Below are 14,970 nucleotides of genomic sequence, written 5' to 3' on the forward strand. Positions count from 1 at the left end.
TGCAGATAGTTGCGCTCAATCGTCCGGTCATAGCTGTTGTCGCGCATCGGATCGTCCTCCGCTGGAGCGATCCAATCAGCGAATTAGTGAACATGCACAATTGCGAGGAGCTTTTGCGACGAAGCAATCCAGACTATTTCCACGGTGGGAGCTCTGGATTGCTTCGCGGAGCCTGTCATCGGGCCGCGCTTCGCGCGGACCCGTTGGCTCGCAATGACGGTGGATAGGTCCCAGCCCTACTCCTCCGGCAATCCCAGCATCAGCCGCATGTTCTGCACGGCTGCACCCGAGGCGCCCTTGCCGAGATTGTCGAGCCGGGCGACCAGCAACGCCTGGCGATATTTGTCGCTGGCGAAGACGTAGAGCTCGAGCATATTGGTCTCGTTCAGCGCCTCCGGCTCCAGCCGAGCACCCTTGGTCGCCTCGTTCTGAAGCGGCATCACCTTGACGTATTTCGAGCCGGTGTATCGCTTGGCGAGCGCCGCTTGCAGGTCGGCGCCGCCCGGCTTGCCGGGCAACGTGTCGAGTTGGAGTGGCACCGAGACCAGCATGCCCTGCCGATAATTGCCGACCGATGGAATGAAGATCGGCCGCCGCGTCAGGTTCGAGTAGAGCTGCATCTCCGGCAGGTGCTTGTGCTCGAAGCCGAGACCGTACAGCTCGAAGGACGGCGCGCTGCCATCCTCGAAGCTCGCGATCATCGACTTGCCGCCGCCGGAATAGCCGCTCACGGCGTTGACGGTGACGGGATAATCCTGCGGCAGCAGGCCATCATCGACGATCGGCCGCAGCAGGGCGATCGCGCCGGTCGGATAGCAGCCGGGATTGGAGACCTTTTTCGCGGCCTTGATCTTGCCGGCCTGATCGGGCGTGAGCTCGGGAAAGCCATAGGCCCAGTCGGGCGCCACGCGGTAGGCGGTCGAAGCGTCCAGCACCTTCGGCGCCGAGGCGCCCATGCCGTCCACGAGAGCAACCGTCTCCCTGGCGGCATCGTCGGGCAGACAGAGGATGACGAGATCCACCTCCTCCATCAGCGCCTTCTTGGCCGCGGGGTCCTTGCGCTTGTCGTCGGCGATGGTCTTCACCGCGACGTCGCCCTGGAGCTTCAGCCGCTCGTTGATGCCGAGCCCGGTGGTGCCGGAGCCGCCGTCGACGAAGACGGTGGCCGGCTTTTTCGCCGTGCCGGGGGTCGGGGCTTTGGTGGTGTCAGCGAGGTTCATGGCGCGCTCCCTTCGAGCATGTTCGTATCGTCTGCAAAAGGCTGCGGCCGGGCCTGCCGCATCAAATGTGCGATCTGCTTCGCATCGGCGTCGCCGGCGCCAAGCGCATTGGCGATCGCCGTATAGTCGGCATCCGATTTGTGCTGGTTCAGCTTGAAGCTGCCTTCGACCTCCTCAACCGTCATCACCAGCCCAACGATCGCCTTCTTCATCGTCTCCAGCCGCCCCGCCGTCATCTTGCCTGATGTCCACGGCTTTTTCGGCAGCAGCCAACTCTCGAACTTGTCGCTGAGCGTATCGATCTGCACCGCCAGCTCGTCGTCCGACAGCAGCCGTACCGGCCCGCTGAGATGCACCGACTGGTAGAGCCAGGTCGGCACCTGGTCGGGCGAGACGTACCAGTCCGGCGATACATAGGCATCGGGGCCGTTGACCGCGAGCAGCCAGGACGCATCACCGCCCGCGAGCTTTAGCAGCGGATTTTGACGGGCCACATGAAAGGCGGCCTGCGGCGTGCCGTCAGCGGCGTAGGTCAGATAGAACGGCAGCGGGGAAGCAACCGGCTTGTGGCCGTCGAAGGCGCACATCGTGCCGAAGCCGCGCTCCTCGGCGAATTTCAGGCTCGCGGCGCGGTCCTGCTTGAAAAAGACTGGCGTGTACATCGTGGTCTCCTGCTGGGCCTCCTTGGGGGCCGCCGGATCAGATCGCGCTGACAGGAGAGAGAATGCCGCGGACCGGATCCAGCGGCAAAGACGATGATCTCAAACGCGATCGACCGCCCAAACCGCGAAAGAGCGGCGGCGGCGACGGGCGAACAGAATGGTCGCAGCGTTGATCATGGCGCGCGGCTATAAAGCCAGATCCGGTTCCCGTCAAGGTTCATGGCATCAGATGAGGCGCCAGATCCATTCCATCAGCTTCGCGATCACGTCGCCGAACAGCAGCAGTGCCGCCGACCAGACCAGGGCTGAGACGAAATTGGCGACCTGGAAGCTCCAATACGGCATCTCGAAGATGCCGGCTGCGAGCGGCACCGAGGCGCGCAAGGGGCCGAAAAAGCGGCCGATGAAGATGCTGGGCACGCCCCAGCTGCGCACGAAAGCCTCGCCCTTGGGCAGGAGTTCGGGATAGCGCGAAAGCGGCCACATCTGCGCGACCCTCTCCTTGTAGCGGTAGCCGAACCAGTAGGAGACCCAGTCGCCCAGCGCCGCGCCAATACCGCCGGCGATCCAGACCGGATAGAAGCTGATGCCGCTCGCTCCGATCAGCGCACCGATCCCCACCAGCGCGCCCCAGGCCGGGACCAGCAGCGAGATGAAGGCAAGCGACTCCCCGAAGGCGAGCAGGAACACGATCGGCGCGGCCCAAGCCTGGTGAGCGCGCACGAAGTCGGCCAGGGCGTGCGCAAACTGCTCCATTCCAGATTAGCCTTCCCGCCCTGTCTCAAGGTGCTGCTCGATGAAAAGGACTGGTAAGCCAAGGGCTTGTGTGACATCAAGTCACAAAGCCCGGCCCAAGGCGGGCGGGACGTCAAATTGCCGGGAATTGGCGGGCCTACGGCGTAAAATCGCCGGGATTGGCTCCCAACCACACGGCCCGGCCCGCCCGGCGGTAACCTTTCCAAGCCAGAAGTGGCATAGTCGGCCTAACCGATTCGCCGCCCATGCGGCCTTCAAAGCGTATCAAGATATATGTCCAAGCAATTGAAAACCAAAGCGAAAGACGACCTGTTCGGCGCCGACGAGGCAAAGTCTCGCGCGCCCGCCGCCAAGACGGCCTCGCGCGGCGGTGGCGGGGAAGCCGACTATACGGCGGCCGACATCGAGGTGCTCGAGGGCTTGGAACCGGTGCGGCGCCGACCCGGCATGTATATCGGCGGCACCGATGAGAAGGCCCTGCATCACCTCTTCGCCGAAGTCATCGACAATTCCATGGACGAGGCGCTGGCCGGGCACGCGACCTTCATCGAGGTGGATCTGAGCGCCGACGGATTCCTGACCGTCACCGACAACGGCCGCGGCATCCCGATCGATCCACATCCGAAGTTCCCGAAGAAGTCGGCGCTCGAAGTCATCATGTGCACGCTGCATTCGGGCGGCAAGTTCGACTCCAAGGTCTACGAGACCTCGGGCGGTCTGCACGGCGTCGGCATCTCCGTGGTGAACGCCCTCTCCTCGTGTCTCGAGGTCGAGGTCGCGCGCAGCCAGAAGCTCTACCGCATGACGTTCGAGCGCGGGCACCCCAAAGGCAAGCTCGAGGATCTCGGCAAGGTCAACAACCGCCGCGGCACGCGCGTGCGCTTCAAGCCCGACACCGACATCTTCGGCGCCAAGGCCGCGTTCAAGCCGCAGCGCCTTTTCAAGATGACGCGCTCGAAGGCGTACCTGTTCGGCGGGGTCGAGATCCGCTGGAACTGCGCGCCCGAGCTGCTCAAGGGCGTCGAGGACGTGCCGGCGGAGGCGACGTTCCACTTCCCCGGCGGTCTCAAGGATTATCTTGCCGCGGCGATCCACGCCGACACGCTGGTGCATCCCGACATCTTCTCCGGCAAGTCCGGCCGCAACGGTGCTCATGGCGCCTGCGAATGGGCGGTGGCGTGGACTGCGGATGCCGACGGCTTTCTCTCCTCCTACACCAACACCGTGCCGACGCCCGATGGCGGCACGCATGAATCGGGTTTGCGCAGCGCGCTGCTGCGCGGTCTGAAGGATCACGCCGAGCGCGTCGGTCAGGGCAAGCGCGCGGCCTCCGTCACCTCCGAAGACGTGATGGTGGGCGCTGCCGTGATGCTCTCGGTGTTCGTGCGCGAGCCTGAATTCCAGGGCCAGACCAAGGATCGCCTCGCCACCGCCGAGGCCCAGCGCATCGTCGAACAGGCGATCAAAGATCCGTTCGATCATTGGCTGTCGGGCAATCCGAACATGGCCAACAGGCTGCTCGATTTCGTGATCGACCGCGCCGAGGAGCGGCTGCGCCGTCGCCAGGAAAAGGAGACGGCGCGCAAGACCGCCGGCAAGAAGCTGCGTCTGCCCGGCAAGCTCGCCGACTGCACCGATGCCGGCACCGACGGTTCCGAGCTCTTCATCGTCGAGGGCGACTCGGCCGGCGGCAGCGCCAAGCAGGCGCGCGACCGCAAGACCCAGGCCGTGCTGCCGCTGCGCGGCAAGATTCTCAACGTCGCCTCAGCCGGCAAGGACAAGCTGACGGCGAATGCCCAGCTCTCCGATCTCGTGCAGGCGATCGGCTGCGGCACGCTTGCCCATTATCGCGAAGAGGATCTGCGCTATCAGCGCATCATCATCATGACCGACGCCGACGTCGACGGCGCGCATATCGCTTCGCTGCTGATCACTTTCTTCTACCGGCAGATGCCGCGGCTGATCGACGAAGGGCACCTCTTCCTCGCGGTGCCGCCGCTCTACAAGCTGACCCACGGCACCAAATCGGTCTATGCGCGCGATGACAAGCACAAGGAAGAGCTGATCAAGAGCGCGTTCAATGCCAACGCCAAGGTCGAGGTGAACCGCTTCAAGGGCCTCGGTGAGATGATGCCGGCGCAGCTCAAGGAAACCACCATGGATCCGGCCAAGCGGACGCTGCTCAAGGTGGTGCTGCTCGCCGACGATCGCGACACCACGGCGGATTCGGTGGAGCGCCTGATGGGCACCAAGGCCGAGGCACGTTTCGCGTTCATCTCGGACAAGGCCGAATTTGCCAGCGAAGAGCTGCTGGACGTCTAGAGCGGGAAGCAGCGGGCCAGCCGCTTGCGGTTTCCATCTGCTCATCGCGTCGCGATGGCGAGAGATGAACAGTCCAGCTCCGACTCATCCCAGACCGCGCCGCAAAGATAAGAATCGGGGGCGATTTGATTTTCGCTTTTTCGCCGGCGGCTGAAGCAACTTTCTCCCTCTACGTCGAATATGGTGATTTTCGCGACGACCTTCATCTTTAGCGTGTAATGGAAGTCATCGCGTAAGTTATTGTAGGCGTTCATTTTTAAGGCGGACGACATCACTCCGGGGTCCCTGTGTCCTCCGTACAACACCGGATCGTTTTCAGTCATCTGTGTCCGCTCAGCAACAGCATTTCAGCAGAATCCGTCTATAGTCCAACCATCGAATTTGAACGGAACGGCGCTCGCACCTGCTAAGCGAACCAAGGTTGGGGATTTGGAAATGAAGAAGATTTTGCTTGCTCTGACCGCGGTTGCGGCTTTGACCGGTTCGGCCTCGGCGGCCGACCTTGGGGCCCGTCCGTACGTGAAGGCTCCGGCGCCCGCGCCGGTCGCCAACTGGACCGGCTTCTACATCTTCGGCGGTGCCGGCGGCGGGCTCTGGAACGCGGACAGCAACGTTCAGAGCACTGGTGTTGTCGGGCCGTTCGGCGCCTTTGGTGCGGCAGGCACTGCGCTGACCCGCGATCAGCGTTTGGGCGGTAGCGGCTGGTTCGGAACGGTCGGTCTTGGTTATGACTGGCAGTTCACCCCGAGCTGGGTGGCGGGCGTCTTCGCCGATGGTCAATTTGGTGACATTCGTGGTTCCCTCAGCGATCCCTTCAATTTCGTGGAAGGACGCGAAAAGCTCCGGACCAGCTACGCCGCTGGCGTCAGGCTCGGTTATTTGGTTGCCCCGAACGTCCTTTCCTACGTGAACGCCGGTTATTCCGGATCGGAATGGTCTGGCACCAGCCTGTCCACACTGACTGCCGGTGGAGGCCCGACCCTCCTGAATACGTCGTCTTTCCGGCGTGACGGCTGGTTCGTGGGCGGCGGTGTTGAGAACAACCTCAACATCTTCGGGATCAGCGCCCCTGGTTGGTTCATGAAGACCGAATATCGGTCCGCCTTCTACGATCGGATCAGCTTGCCTGAGACCTGTACTGTTGCCGGTTGCGGTGTTGTTGCGCCGCTTGGCACGGCCGCCACCTTCAAGCCCTGGGTCCAGACTATCAGCACCTCGCTGGTCTATCGCTTCAACTGGAGCGGCCCGGTCGTCGCGAAGTACTGATCTGGTCTCAGGACCAAACGTCAAAGCCCCGGCATCGTCCGGGGCTTTTTCGTTGTGATCTCCTCACCGTCAATGACGTTCCTGCATGAGCCGGCGCCCCGCGTGTCAATCGCGGCCCATTGTATCGGAGCCGAAGCTACGGCTAGTCTGCGTCCAAGTTCGCGGGTGCACGGCAATCGTTCATGCCGCGTCGCGACAGAAGCGGACTGATGGGAGGAACGCATGCGCCGATTTCTGCTGATCGCAGGCCTGTTTGCGACTGCCGTCGGGCTGCTCTGGATCGGACAAGGCACGGGCACGCTCGCCTGGCCGGGATCGAGCTTCATGGTCGACCAGCTGCAATGGGCTGGCTATGGCGCAGCCATGGCCGGCTTCGGGCTGGTGCTGATCTGGCAGAGCAGCCAATAGAACAAACCAGGACAAGAAAAGGTACTGAGAGCATGACATCCAGCCGATTCGACCTTCGCGGCAAGGTCGCTGTCGTAACAGGAGGCAATGGCGGCATCGGGCTTGGCATGGCCCGCGGCCTTGCCGATGCCGGAGCCGACATCGCCGTGGTGGGACGCAATGAAACCAAGTCCGCCGCAGCCGTGGCCGATCTCAGACGGCGCGGCGTGAAGGCGATCGCGGTCACCACCGACGTGACCGACAAGGCCGCCGTGGCGGCCATGGTCGACGGTGTCGTCAGCGAGCTCGGCCGGATAGACATCCTCATCAACAATGCCGGCATGAGCATCCGCAAGCCCCCGCACGAACTCGAGCTCGACGAGTGGAACAAGGTGATCGACACCAACCTCACCAGCGCCTTCGTCTGCTCGAAGCTGGCCTATCCAGCCTTGAAGGCGTCCGGCAACGGCAAGGTGATCAATATCGGCTCAATGATGTCGATCTTCGGCGCGAGCTTCGCGACCGCCTATGCGGCGAGCAAGGGCGGCATCGTGCAGTACACACGCGCCTGCGCCAATGCGTGGGCGCCCGACAACATCCAGGTCAACGCCATCCTGCCGGGCTGGATCGACACCGACCTCACCCGCGGCGCACGACAGCAGGTCTCAGGGCTGCACGAGCGCGTGCTGGCGCGCACGCCTGCAGGACGTTGGGGCGACATCGACGACTTCGCCGGCATCGCCGTGTTCCTCGCATCGCCCGCCTCGAACTTCCTCACCGGCACCGCGATCCCGGTCGACGGCGGCTTCTCGGTGATGGCCTGAGGCCGGCCGTGGCCGCAATCCACCAACGCAAAAAAGAAGCCCCGGACCATGCCGGGGCTTTGAATTTTGGCCGTGCTTTTTTTGATCGTTGGTCGCGTTGCGTCGACGTGCTCAGTAACGGGCGATGGTCGGGGCGTCGAACTTGTAGCTCGCGCGCACGACGGCCCACTGGATGTCGCGCGGCTTGGCATCGAAGGTGTAGTTACCCGAGGTGCCGCCGAGCTGATAGGTCTGGCTGCCGAAGGCCGCGTAGTTGTATTCGAGGCCAACGATCCAGTTGCGGGTGACGCCGTATTCCCAGCCGGCGCCGACGGTCCAACCGTTGGCCCAGTGGGTCTGTCCGCCCGAGCCCGACACACCGACGGTGTCGCTGACCGACAGACGGTTGTTCGCGCCGGCATAGCCACCCTTGATGTAGAAGAGGTTGTTCTGCACGGCGAAGCCAGCGCGGCCGACGATGGTCGCGAGCACGTTGGCACGCCAGGAGAACACGTCGTCCGCGGCGCCAAACACGTTGTTTACCACCGTGCCCTTGTTGTCGAGGCCGGAGATCGTGCCTTCCATGCCGAACACGTAATTGTTGGCCTGCCAGTTGTAGCCGATCTGGGCGCCGCCCATGATGCCCGACTTGCGCTGGCGGAAGCCTTCGCCCGGCGAAAGATCGCCGAACGGCGCGCCGGTTCCGTTGTTGATGAACTGCTCGTTGGTCCACGCGCCACCGATGTGGCCGCCGACATAGAAGCCGGTCCAGTTGAACAGCGGCTCGACATAGGCGGGCGCCTTCGTGTAGCGCGCACCGAGATCGGCAGCGGAAGCCGCGCCGATCGAAACCAGAGCGGTCGTGCAGGCGAAGGCGGCAATCAATTTGGTACGCATGGTAGACCCCGTGTCCGTTGATGGGCGCACGCTCACAGACGGCCCTTACCAAAATTGAAATCAACACGGTTAATGTGGCGGATGAGCACACGTTGCGCCTTGAATGCATTCGCGATGTTGCAAGCGTGCAACGCACCGAGCGTAATTTAATGCAGCGTTATCCCTACCGAGTCTTGCGCTACGATGGCGGCGCCGCCTTCGACTGCACGTGCTCGGGCCGAACGCCGAGCGCAAGCAGGCGCGCCGGAATGCCCTGGAGCCAGGGCAGCGCAGTGATGAGGCGCACGATCAGCGGCACCTTCAACGGCCGGTCGCTGCCTAGCAAGGCGCCGCTGATGATGTTGTTCTGCACGACGACCTGCATTCGCTGCGTCATCTTCACCGGGAACTCGCGCCGGCGTCGCACCGCATCGAGCTCGTTCTCCGAGGGACAACCGTGCTGCAGCTCATCCGCCAGCAGGTTTGCGGTTGCGACCGCGTCCTGCACGGCGAGATTGACGCCGACGCCGCCGACCGGCGACATCGCGTGCGCGGCGTCGCCGATGAGAAGCAGGCCGGGCCGCGTCCAGCGCGTCAGGCGGTTGATCGCGACGGTGAGCAGCTTGATGTCGTCAAAGCTCTTCACGTCCGCGATGCCGCTTTTCAGGATCGGCGCCATGCGCACGACGTCGTCGAGCAGCGCCGTCAATCCCCTCGCCTTCACCGCATCAAATTGCCCCTTGGCGATGACGTAGGCGCATTGCCAATAGTCGCCGCGATCGAAGGTGATCATCATCTTGCCGGGCTCGACGCGCGCGAACACATTCTCCGTCTCGTCGGGTCTGCGGCCGGCGCGGAACCACAGCACGTCCATCGGCGCGCCGATCTCCTCGACGGCAAGGCCGGCGCGCTCGCGCACCGTCGAATGCCGGCCGTCGCAGGCAATGGTGAGATCCGCCTCGATGTCGATAATGCCCTCAGGCGTCCTCGCCCGCACGCCGGCGACCGTCTCGCCGCGGCGGATCAGATCGACCGCCTCCGTGCTCATCATCACCTTGAGCGAGGTAAAGCGCCGGCCGGCCTCGCGCAGGAAATTCAGGAAGTCCCATTGCGGCATGAAAGCGATGAAGGGGTACTTGGTGTGGAGCCGGCTGAGATCGGCGATGCGCACCGGCGTGCCACCGAACAGGCCGTCCATCTTCTGCAAGCGCTGATGCGGCAGCTTCAGGAAGCCGTCGATCAGGCCAAGTTCGTCCATCACCTGAAGTGTTGAGGGATGCACGGTGTCGCCGCGGAAATCGCGGAAGAAATCCGCATGCTTCTCCAGTACCACGACCTCGATGCCGGCGCGGCCCAGGAGATAGCCGAGCATCATGCCCGCTGGCCCGCCGCCGACGATGCAGCAGCGGACCTTCATGGTCCGGTTTGATTGTTGGTCGGATGTCATGGCAGCCGCGATCCGCGATGTGAGTATCGATGAAGATATGCCGGACGATACTAACGCGATCCAGGCCGAGTGCAGTCTCAATTTGCAGACAAAAGCTCACCGGGGCCGCTTTGCTGCAGCAAACAAGCGCCAAAAAAAAGGCCCGCAGAGCGCGGGCCTTGGGTGAGGACGGGATCGACTATTTCTGGTCCTCGTTGCTGGTCCCGGTGCCTGGACTGCCGATCGGCAACCCATTGGTCGCATGACCGACACCCATGTTCCGCTCGGCTTGTGCTGCTGACGGCGTCTTACCATTTGCGGTTGGGGACTGAACGTTCGGGTTGACCGGGCCGGTATTGGTGTTGACGTTGGCCCCCGTGGTGGTGTCATGCGTCCCCATCCCCGAGGGAGCCGACGGCCCGGAGTTGGCGCTGCTGGGTGACGTGCCCACCCCTGCACCTGAGCTGGCCCCCGATCCGGCGCTGGCGCCACCGGCGCCGCCCGCCGCACCACCGCCCCCTTGGGCAAAAGCCGCCGTCGAAAGTGCAACGCAAGCGATCGTTACGAAGATGGATCTGCGGATCATGGATCGTCTCCCTGGTTTGACTGACAATCCAGGTCAGCAGGAGTTGTTCCTCTCCTGTCGCGGCCGACGACGATCTCAATTATTGCTGCGGTTCGCGCTGCGAAAGCTCTTGATCTCCGACACGCTGCCGTCGCGGTAGGTCAGCTCAACCGAGACGGACTGCGTCGCCGGGGCGAGCTTCATGTAGAGCGGCATGCCGGCGCTGATCGCGCTGGGATCGCGCATGTCGCAAGGAGGCATCTTCAGCACCTGGTTCGGCACGGCAGTGTCGACACCAATGCGCACCTCGCGAATGGCGCAGCGGTAGGACACGAGATGCGTGTAGTAGACCAGCAGTCCATTGAACTCGCGGAATGACAGCCAGCTTGTCGCGGTCATGTCGAGGATCTTGCGTTGGTCGCGGATCAGCGCGGCCTCGGGATCGAACCTGATCGGGAACGGCCCCTGCATCTCGCCGGACTGATCGACATAGCGGACCTCGATGGTGCCGGCTTGCGCATCCGGCGGCAATTCGACCGACGGGTTCGGCATCCGCTTGCGCGTGCGCGGATCGAGCGTGTCGATGAAGCCGGTTTCGCGGAAATCGCCCTTGCCGGCCATGCGCCAGGAGATGCCAAGCGTCGGATCAGCGAAGGAGAACACCACGCTCCAGCCGCCATTGTGCCGCGAGAAGCTCGCGATCGGCGCGTTGGTGGTCTCCTCCTTCGGCAGGTGCGGCACCGATACCGGCGGGAGCGCGGCGAGCTTCTGCGGCGGCGGATCGTCCGCGCGCGCGGCGGCATCCTTGGCGAGGCCGCTAAGGAAGACGTCGTCGACCATCTGATCGAAATAGACCGGCACCTGCTTGTGCTTCACGGTATCGGCCATCTCACTGACGGCACGGCGGGTGCGCTGCGCCACCTGCACGAGGTTCTCGCCGGGCTTGAGCAGCTCCCTGGCGAAAGTGCGCGTGAACACTGAATTGGGGTTGGCGTCGTCGTTGGAGAGGCGATCGAGCGCGGTCTGGCGGGGACCTGCCGAAAACACCGAGAACACGCCTTCCGGCAGTTGCGTCATCGGCGCGAGCCCGCCGCCACCGGCGACCGCGCGGGTACCTTTGCGCTCGAACGGGTTGTTGCGGCAGGCGTCGAACACCAAGATCGAGGTCCGCGCCCTCTTGTTCTGAAGGCGCTCGACGATGCGGTCGGCCAGGATGGAGGCGTCGCGCACGAGCTCTTCCTGCCCTTCCGTCGCCGCCGGAACGTCGGTCGGCAGCAAGTAGTTCTGGCCCGCGATCTCGAAACCGTGGCCGGCATAGAAGAAGAACGCGGTGTCGCCGGGCTCGATCGCCTTGTCGAAGGCGAGCAACGTCTCGGAGAATTGCTGCCGGTTCTGATTCTCGGCGACCATCACCGAGAACCCGAGCTGCTTCAGCGTGTCGCCCATGGTGCGTGCGTCGTTGACGGCCTTGAGCAGCTTCGGCACGTTCCTGTAGTCGTTGTTGCCAACGACGAGCGCGACCCGCTTCTCGGCATGCGCGGGAAGCGCGAATCCGCTCAGGCCCGCTGCGAGGCCGAGTGCCGCCAGAATTCTGAAAAGCCGACGCGTCATTGGAATACCCCGTTGCAGAACGGCCCTCCGCCGGCCCCCTCGAAAGGTCGTTCATGGGAAACCCAGCCGTTGATGTGATAGTCGGTCCAGACATATCGAGGGTTCAAGGGCCTCGGTCCCCGATTCCATCGTCGGTCCTATGGCAGATTCCGCTGGAATCTGCTCTTCCTTAGCAATGTCTCTGGGTAATCCCATTGGAAGCGAGAGGTATCGTGTATCGCTGGTGCACCGACGAGGTCGAGCCGCATGACCGCTTCGACTATTGGCGCGAGGTGCGCGCCAAGGGTCTGTTCGGCGTCACGGCCGAGCTCGAGCGCGAACGCCGCGCCGATTTCTTCGGCGAATTCTCGCTGCGCCAGCTTGGCGGCGCCAGCCTCGTCGAGTTGAAGGCCTCCGCCTACACGGTCGAGCGTAGCGCATCCGACATCGCCTCCGCACCGGGCGACGCCATCTGCGTCTACCAGCAGCTTGGCAGCGGCGGCTGGTTCGGCGGCATGCGCGGCAGCGACTTTGCGATCGCAAACGGCGGCTTTGCCACCAGCCATATCGACCTGCCCTATCGTACCGCGCCGCTGGGCGCAGGCGGCTTCCATTTGCGAATCCTGAAGATCCCGGTGAGCAACATCCCGGCGCAGGACAAACGCATGCGCGAGCTTGCACCGCGGACGTTTGACGATCCCACCCTGGCGCCCCTGCTCGGCACCTGCTTTGCCGATCTCGACGATGTTGCCGGCAATGACGGCTGCTTCGACGCCGCCTCCCCGGTGCAGGCCTCCCTTGTTCAGGTCCTGGCCCACCTGGCGCTGATCGAGCGCGGCATCGTGCGGCCCGGCGGCCGCCGCGGGCAGGCCGCGCTGCGGACCGCCCGTCTGTCGCAGGCCCGGCGCCTGATCGCGCGTCACCTGCAAGACCCCAATCTCGCGCCGACGATGGTGGCCGACTGGCTCGGCATTTCCGTGCGTCACCTGCATATGCTGTTCGAGACGGCGGAGAAGAGCTTCTCGCAGACGATCACCGAAGAGCGGCTGAAACAGAGCCGCCGCCTGATCCGCGAGGCTCCGGAGCGGCTGATTGCCGACATCGCGGCCGCCTGCGGCTTCGAGAGCTTGGCGACCTACTACCGAGTCTTTAACGCTGCCTATGGCATCGCCCCAGGCGACTTCCGGGCCCAGGTTCGGGCGGGGCATTAGCCGCCGTTTGCCGGCTCTGGTCAGTCCGCCGCTTGGGCGGAAAACCGCAGCCGCGCCCGCTATTTGGGCAAAAACCTCAGGTTTTTTAGGGTCTTCCCGCGCCCGCTCCATTGACTTTGGCGGATTCCTGCCTATGTTCCGGGGCGACGCGGCTCAAATCGAAGATCGATTCTCGAGCCTGGCGCTTTGTTCGCGTGAGTCAGCACCCCCAGCTTCTTTGAGAGCACGCCGTTTTGGGGTGGAACGCGACAGCCTTTTTACCCTCGATTCCGAACGGCGGTTTCGACCAGAGGCTCAATGTCCTTCACCAATCTCGGACTATCCGAAAAAGTCCTCGCCGCAGTGGCGGCCACCGGTTACACCACCCCCACTCCCATCCAGGAACAGGCGATCCCCCACGTCCTCGCACGCAAGGACGTGCTCGGCATCGCCCAGACCGGCACCGGCAAGACCGCGGCCTTCGTGCTGCCGATGCTCACCATCCTCGAAAAGGGTCGAGCCCGGGCGCGCATGCCGCGCACGCTGATCCTCGAGCCGACCCGCGAACTCGCGGCGCAAGTGAAGGAAAACTTCGACCGTTACGGCGCGGGCCAGAAACTCAACGTCGCGCTTCTGATCGGCGGCGTCTCGTTCGGCGACCAGGATGCCAAGCTGACGCGCGGCGTCGACGTGCTGATCGCAACGCCGGGCCGCCTGCTCGACCATACCGAGCGCGGTGGCCTCCTGCTCACCGGCGTCGAGCTGCTCGTCATCGACGAAGCCGACCGCATGCTCGACATGGGCTTCATCCCCGACATCGAGCGCATCTGCAAGCTCGTCCCGTTTACGCGGCAGACCCTGTTCTTCACCGCGACCATGCCGCCGGAGATCCGGCGCATCACCGAGGCCTTCCTGCACAATCCGCAGAAGATCGAGGTCTCCAAACCCGCCACGACAGCCGTGACCGTCACGCAGGCCCAGGTGCCCGCTGGGCGCGAGGCGCACGAGAAGCGCGAGTTGCTCCGCCGCCTGCTGCGCGAGGCCAAGGATCTCAAGAACGCGATCATCTTCTGCAATCGCAAGCGCGAGGTCGCCATCGTTCACAAATCCCTTCAGAAGCACGGCTTCAGCGTCGGCGCCCTGCACGGCGACATGGACCAATCGGCCCGCACGGCGGCGCTCGAACAGTTCCGCAAGGGTGAGTTGCCGCTCTTGGTCGCCTCCGACGTCGCCGCTCGCGGCCTCGACATTCCCGAGGTCAGCCACGTCTTCAATTTCGACGTCCCCCACCACGCTGACGACTACGTCCATCGCATCGGCCGCACCGGCCGCGCCGGCCGCACCGGCACGGCGATCTCGATCGTGACACCGCTCGACCAGAAGTCGATGGCGGCGATCGAGAAGCTGATCGGCCAGAGCATTCCGCGCGCCGAGGGTGACTTCGAGGTGCACGGGAGCACGACCGAACACAGCGAGCGCCCGCGCGAGTCTCGCGGACGGGACCGCGAGCGCTCCCGTGGCGGACGGGGCAAGCCGCGTCGCGGCCACGAGCCGCGTGGCGACGCGCCGCAGCCCTCCGAGGCAAGGCCTTCGGTCGATGCAAGCCCCGCGGCCGAAGCCCGGCCCGCTCGCGAGCCAAGGGCTGCACGCCAAGCGCGGCCTCCCCGCGAAGCACGGCCGTCATCTGAGCCGCGTCAGAGCGCGCGCCATCAGGCCAATCCGTCGCACGTGCCCTCGATCGGCCGTCCCGAACCGCGCCGGCAGCGGGAGGTCGACGCCGAGCCGGGCGATCACTCGCATCTGCCGGCATTTCTGCTGCGGCCGGTTCGCTCCCCCGCCGGAGCCTGAAGCGCGACACGCGCTTTTGGTTTCGGTTGAGGAAAAACGCCCCACACTTTTTTCGGATG

The 14,970-nt window shown here is 64.3% G+C and carries 15 protein-coding genes; 7 read left to right on the top strand and 8 right to left on the bottom strand.

The features are described 5' to 3' along the window. Positions 1–236 precede the first annotated feature (236 nt). The 3 genes from argC to IVA92_RS30120 form a co-directional block, all read right to left on the bottom strand. Positions 237–1,220, bottom strand: coding sequence for an N-acetyl-gamma-glutamyl-phosphate reductase (gene argC, locus IVA92_RS30110; RefSeq protein ID WP_247277199.1), 984 nt, complete (start codon positions 1,218–1,220; stop codon positions 237–239). Beyond that, the gene (locus IVA92_RS30115) at positions 1,217–1,882 is read right to left on the bottom strand and encodes an FMN-binding negative transcriptional regulator (RefSeq protein ID WP_247277200.1); all 666 of its coding nucleotides are present in this window, start codon (positions 1,880–1,882) and stop codon (positions 1,217–1,219) included. The genes argC and IVA92_RS30115 overlap by 4 nt, the downstream gene beginning before the upstream one ends. 225 nt (positions 1,883–2,107) lie before the next feature. After that, positions 2,108–2,638, bottom strand: a complete 531-nt coding sequence (locus IVA92_RS30120) for a DedA family protein (RefSeq protein WP_247277201.1) — start codon at positions 2,636–2,638, stop codon at positions 2,108–2,110. 273 nt (positions 2,639–2,911) lie between these two features. Between IVA92_RS30120 and parE the strand changes: the two genes are divergently transcribed. After that, positions 2,912–4,960: a DNA topoisomerase IV subunit B gene (parE, locus tag IVA92_RS30125; protein ID WP_247277202.1), complete on the top strand. Its 2,049-nt coding sequence runs from the start codon at positions 2,912–2,914 to the stop codon at positions 4,958–4,960. A 41-nt stretch (positions 4,961–5,001) separates the two neighbouring features. Here the strand turns inward: parE and IVA92_RS30130 are convergent, their stop codons facing one another. Next, a complete protein-coding gene (locus IVA92_RS30130; protein WP_247277203.1) occupies positions 5,002–5,283 on the bottom strand; it encodes a hypothetical protein in 282 nt (93 codons plus the stop codon). A gap of 112 nt (positions 5,284–5,395) precedes the next feature. Between IVA92_RS30130 and IVA92_RS30135 the strand changes: the two genes are divergently transcribed. From IVA92_RS30135 to IVA92_RS30145, 3 genes are all read left to right on the top strand, one after another. Beyond that, positions 5,396–6,226, top strand: coding sequence for a porin family protein (locus IVA92_RS30135; protein ID WP_247277204.1), 831 nt, complete (start codon positions 5,396–5,398; stop codon positions 6,224–6,226). A 222-nt stretch (positions 6,227–6,448) separates the two neighbouring features. After that, complete coding sequence (locus IVA92_RS30140; protein WP_247277205.1) at positions 6,449–6,634, top strand: hypothetical protein; 186 nt, start codon at positions 6,449–6,451, stop codon at positions 6,632–6,634. 32 nt (positions 6,635–6,666) lie between these two features. Beyond that, on the top strand, positions 6,667–7,437 hold the full coding sequence (locus IVA92_RS30145; protein WP_247277206.1) for a glucose 1-dehydrogenase: 771 nt from the start codon (positions 6,667–6,669) through the stop codon (positions 7,435–7,437). 111 nt (positions 7,438–7,548) lie between these two features. Here IVA92_RS30145 and IVA92_RS30150 read toward each other — a convergent pair whose 3' ends face one another. Together IVA92_RS30150 and IVA92_RS30155 are read right to left on the bottom strand one after the other, a co-directional pair. Beyond that, complete coding sequence (locus IVA92_RS30150) at positions 7,549–8,313, bottom strand: outer membrane beta-barrel protein (RefSeq protein WP_247277207.1); 765 nt, start codon at positions 8,311–8,313, stop codon at positions 7,549–7,551. 178 nt (positions 8,314–8,491) lie between these two features. After that, positions 8,492–9,739 carry an FAD-dependent oxidoreductase gene (locus IVA92_RS30155; RefSeq protein WP_247277208.1) on the bottom strand — a complete coding sequence of 416 codons (1,248 nt, stop codon included), beginning with the start codon at positions 9,737–9,739 and terminating at the stop codon, positions 8,492–8,494. On the opposite strand from IVA92_RS30155, the gene IVA92_RS30160 reads away from it, so the two are divergent. Continuing rightward, complete coding sequence (locus tag IVA92_RS30160) at positions 9,738–9,905, top strand: hypothetical protein (protein ID WP_247277209.1); 168 nt, start codon at positions 9,738–9,740, stop codon at positions 9,903–9,905. The two genes, IVA92_RS30155 and IVA92_RS30160, sit on opposite strands and share 2 nt — an antisense overlap. 12 nt (positions 9,906–9,917) lie before the next feature. Here the strand turns inward: IVA92_RS30160 and IVA92_RS30165 are convergent, their stop codons facing one another. Together IVA92_RS30165 and IVA92_RS30170 are read right to left on the bottom strand one after the other, a co-directional pair. Continuing rightward, complete coding sequence (locus IVA92_RS30165) at positions 9,918–10,118, bottom strand: hypothetical protein (protein ID WP_247277210.1); 201 nt, start codon at positions 10,116–10,118, stop codon at positions 9,918–9,920. Positions 10,119–10,379: 261 nt separating this feature from the next. Beyond that, entirely contained in the window at positions 10,380–11,894 is a 1,515-nt protein-coding gene (locus IVA92_RS30170) for a caspase family protein (protein WP_247277211.1), read from the bottom strand. A 212-nt stretch (positions 11,895–12,106) separates the two neighbouring features. On the opposite strand from IVA92_RS30170, the gene IVA92_RS30175 reads away from it, so the two are divergent. Further along, a complete protein-coding gene (locus IVA92_RS30175; RefSeq protein ID WP_247277212.1) occupies positions 12,107–13,084 on the top strand; it encodes a helix-turn-helix domain-containing protein in 978 nt (325 codons plus the stop codon). 297 nt (positions 13,085–13,381) lie between these two features. After that, entirely contained in the window at positions 13,382–14,911 is a 1,530-nt protein-coding gene (locus tag IVA92_RS30180) for a DEAD/DEAH box helicase (protein WP_247277213.1), read from the top strand. The last annotated feature ends 59 nt before the right edge of the window (positions 14,912–14,970 follow it).

The organism is Bradyrhizobium sp. 154 (assembly GCF_023073875.1).
Lineage (GTDB): Bacteria > Pseudomonadota > Alphaproteobacteria > Rhizobiales > Xanthobacteraceae > Bradyrhizobium.

What these genes read in the sequence shown, in the direction of transcription:
- IVA92_RS30120 (WP_247277201.1), bottom strand. Translation starts at nt 2,638, where the DNA reads ATGGAGCAGTTTGCGCACGCCCTGGCCGACTTCGTGCGCGCTCACCAG.
- IVA92_RS30115 (WP_247277200.1), bottom strand. Translation starts at nt 1,882, where the DNA reads ATGTACACGCCAGTCTTTTTCAAGCAGGACCGCGCCGCGAGCCTGAAA.
- IVA92_RS30180 (WP_247277213.1), top strand. Translation starts at nt 13,382, where the DNA reads ATGTCCTTCACCAATCTCGGACTATCCGAAAAAGTCCTCGCCGCAGTG.
- IVA92_RS30165 (WP_247277210.1), bottom strand. Translation starts at nt 10,118, where the DNA reads ATGGGGACGCATGACACCACCACGGGGGCCAACGTCAACACCAATACC.
- IVA92_RS30130 (WP_247277203.1), bottom strand. Translation starts at nt 5,283, where the DNA reads ATGACTGAAAACGATCCGGTGTTGTACGGAGGACACAGGGACCCCGGA.
- argC (WP_247277199.1), bottom strand. Translation starts at nt 1,220, where the DNA reads ATGAACCTCGCTGACACCACCAAAGCCCCGACCCCCGGCACGGCGAAA.
- IVA92_RS30155 (WP_247277208.1), bottom strand. Translation starts at nt 9,739, where the DNA reads ATGACATCCGACCAACAATCAAACCGGACCATGAAGGTCCGCTGCTGC.
- IVA92_RS30135 (WP_247277204.1), top strand. Translation starts at nt 5,396, where the DNA reads ATGAAGAAGATTTTGCTTGCTCTGACCGCGGTTGCGGCTTTGACCGGT.
- IVA92_RS30170 (WP_247277211.1), bottom strand. Translation starts at nt 11,894, where the DNA reads ATGACGCGTCGGCTTTTCAGAATTCTGGCGGCACTCGGCCTCGCAGCG.
- IVA92_RS30140 (WP_247277205.1), top strand. Translation starts at nt 6,449, where the DNA reads ATGCGCCGATTTCTGCTGATCGCAGGCCTGTTTGCGACTGCCGTCGGG.
- parE (WP_247277202.1), top strand. Translation starts at nt 2,912, where the DNA reads ATGTCCAAGCAATTGAAAACCAAAGCGAAAGACGACCTGTTCGGCGCC.
- IVA92_RS30150 (WP_247277207.1), bottom strand. Translation starts at nt 8,313, where the DNA reads ATGCGTACCAAATTGATTGCCGCCTTCGCCTGCACGACCGCTCTGGTT.
- IVA92_RS30160 (WP_247277209.1), top strand. Translation starts at nt 9,738, where the DNA reads ATGGCAGCCGCGATCCGCGATGTGAGTATCGATGAAGATATGCCGGAC.
- IVA92_RS30145 (WP_247277206.1), top strand. Translation starts at nt 6,667, where the DNA reads ATGACATCCAGCCGATTCGACCTTCGCGGCAAGGTCGCTGTCGTAACA.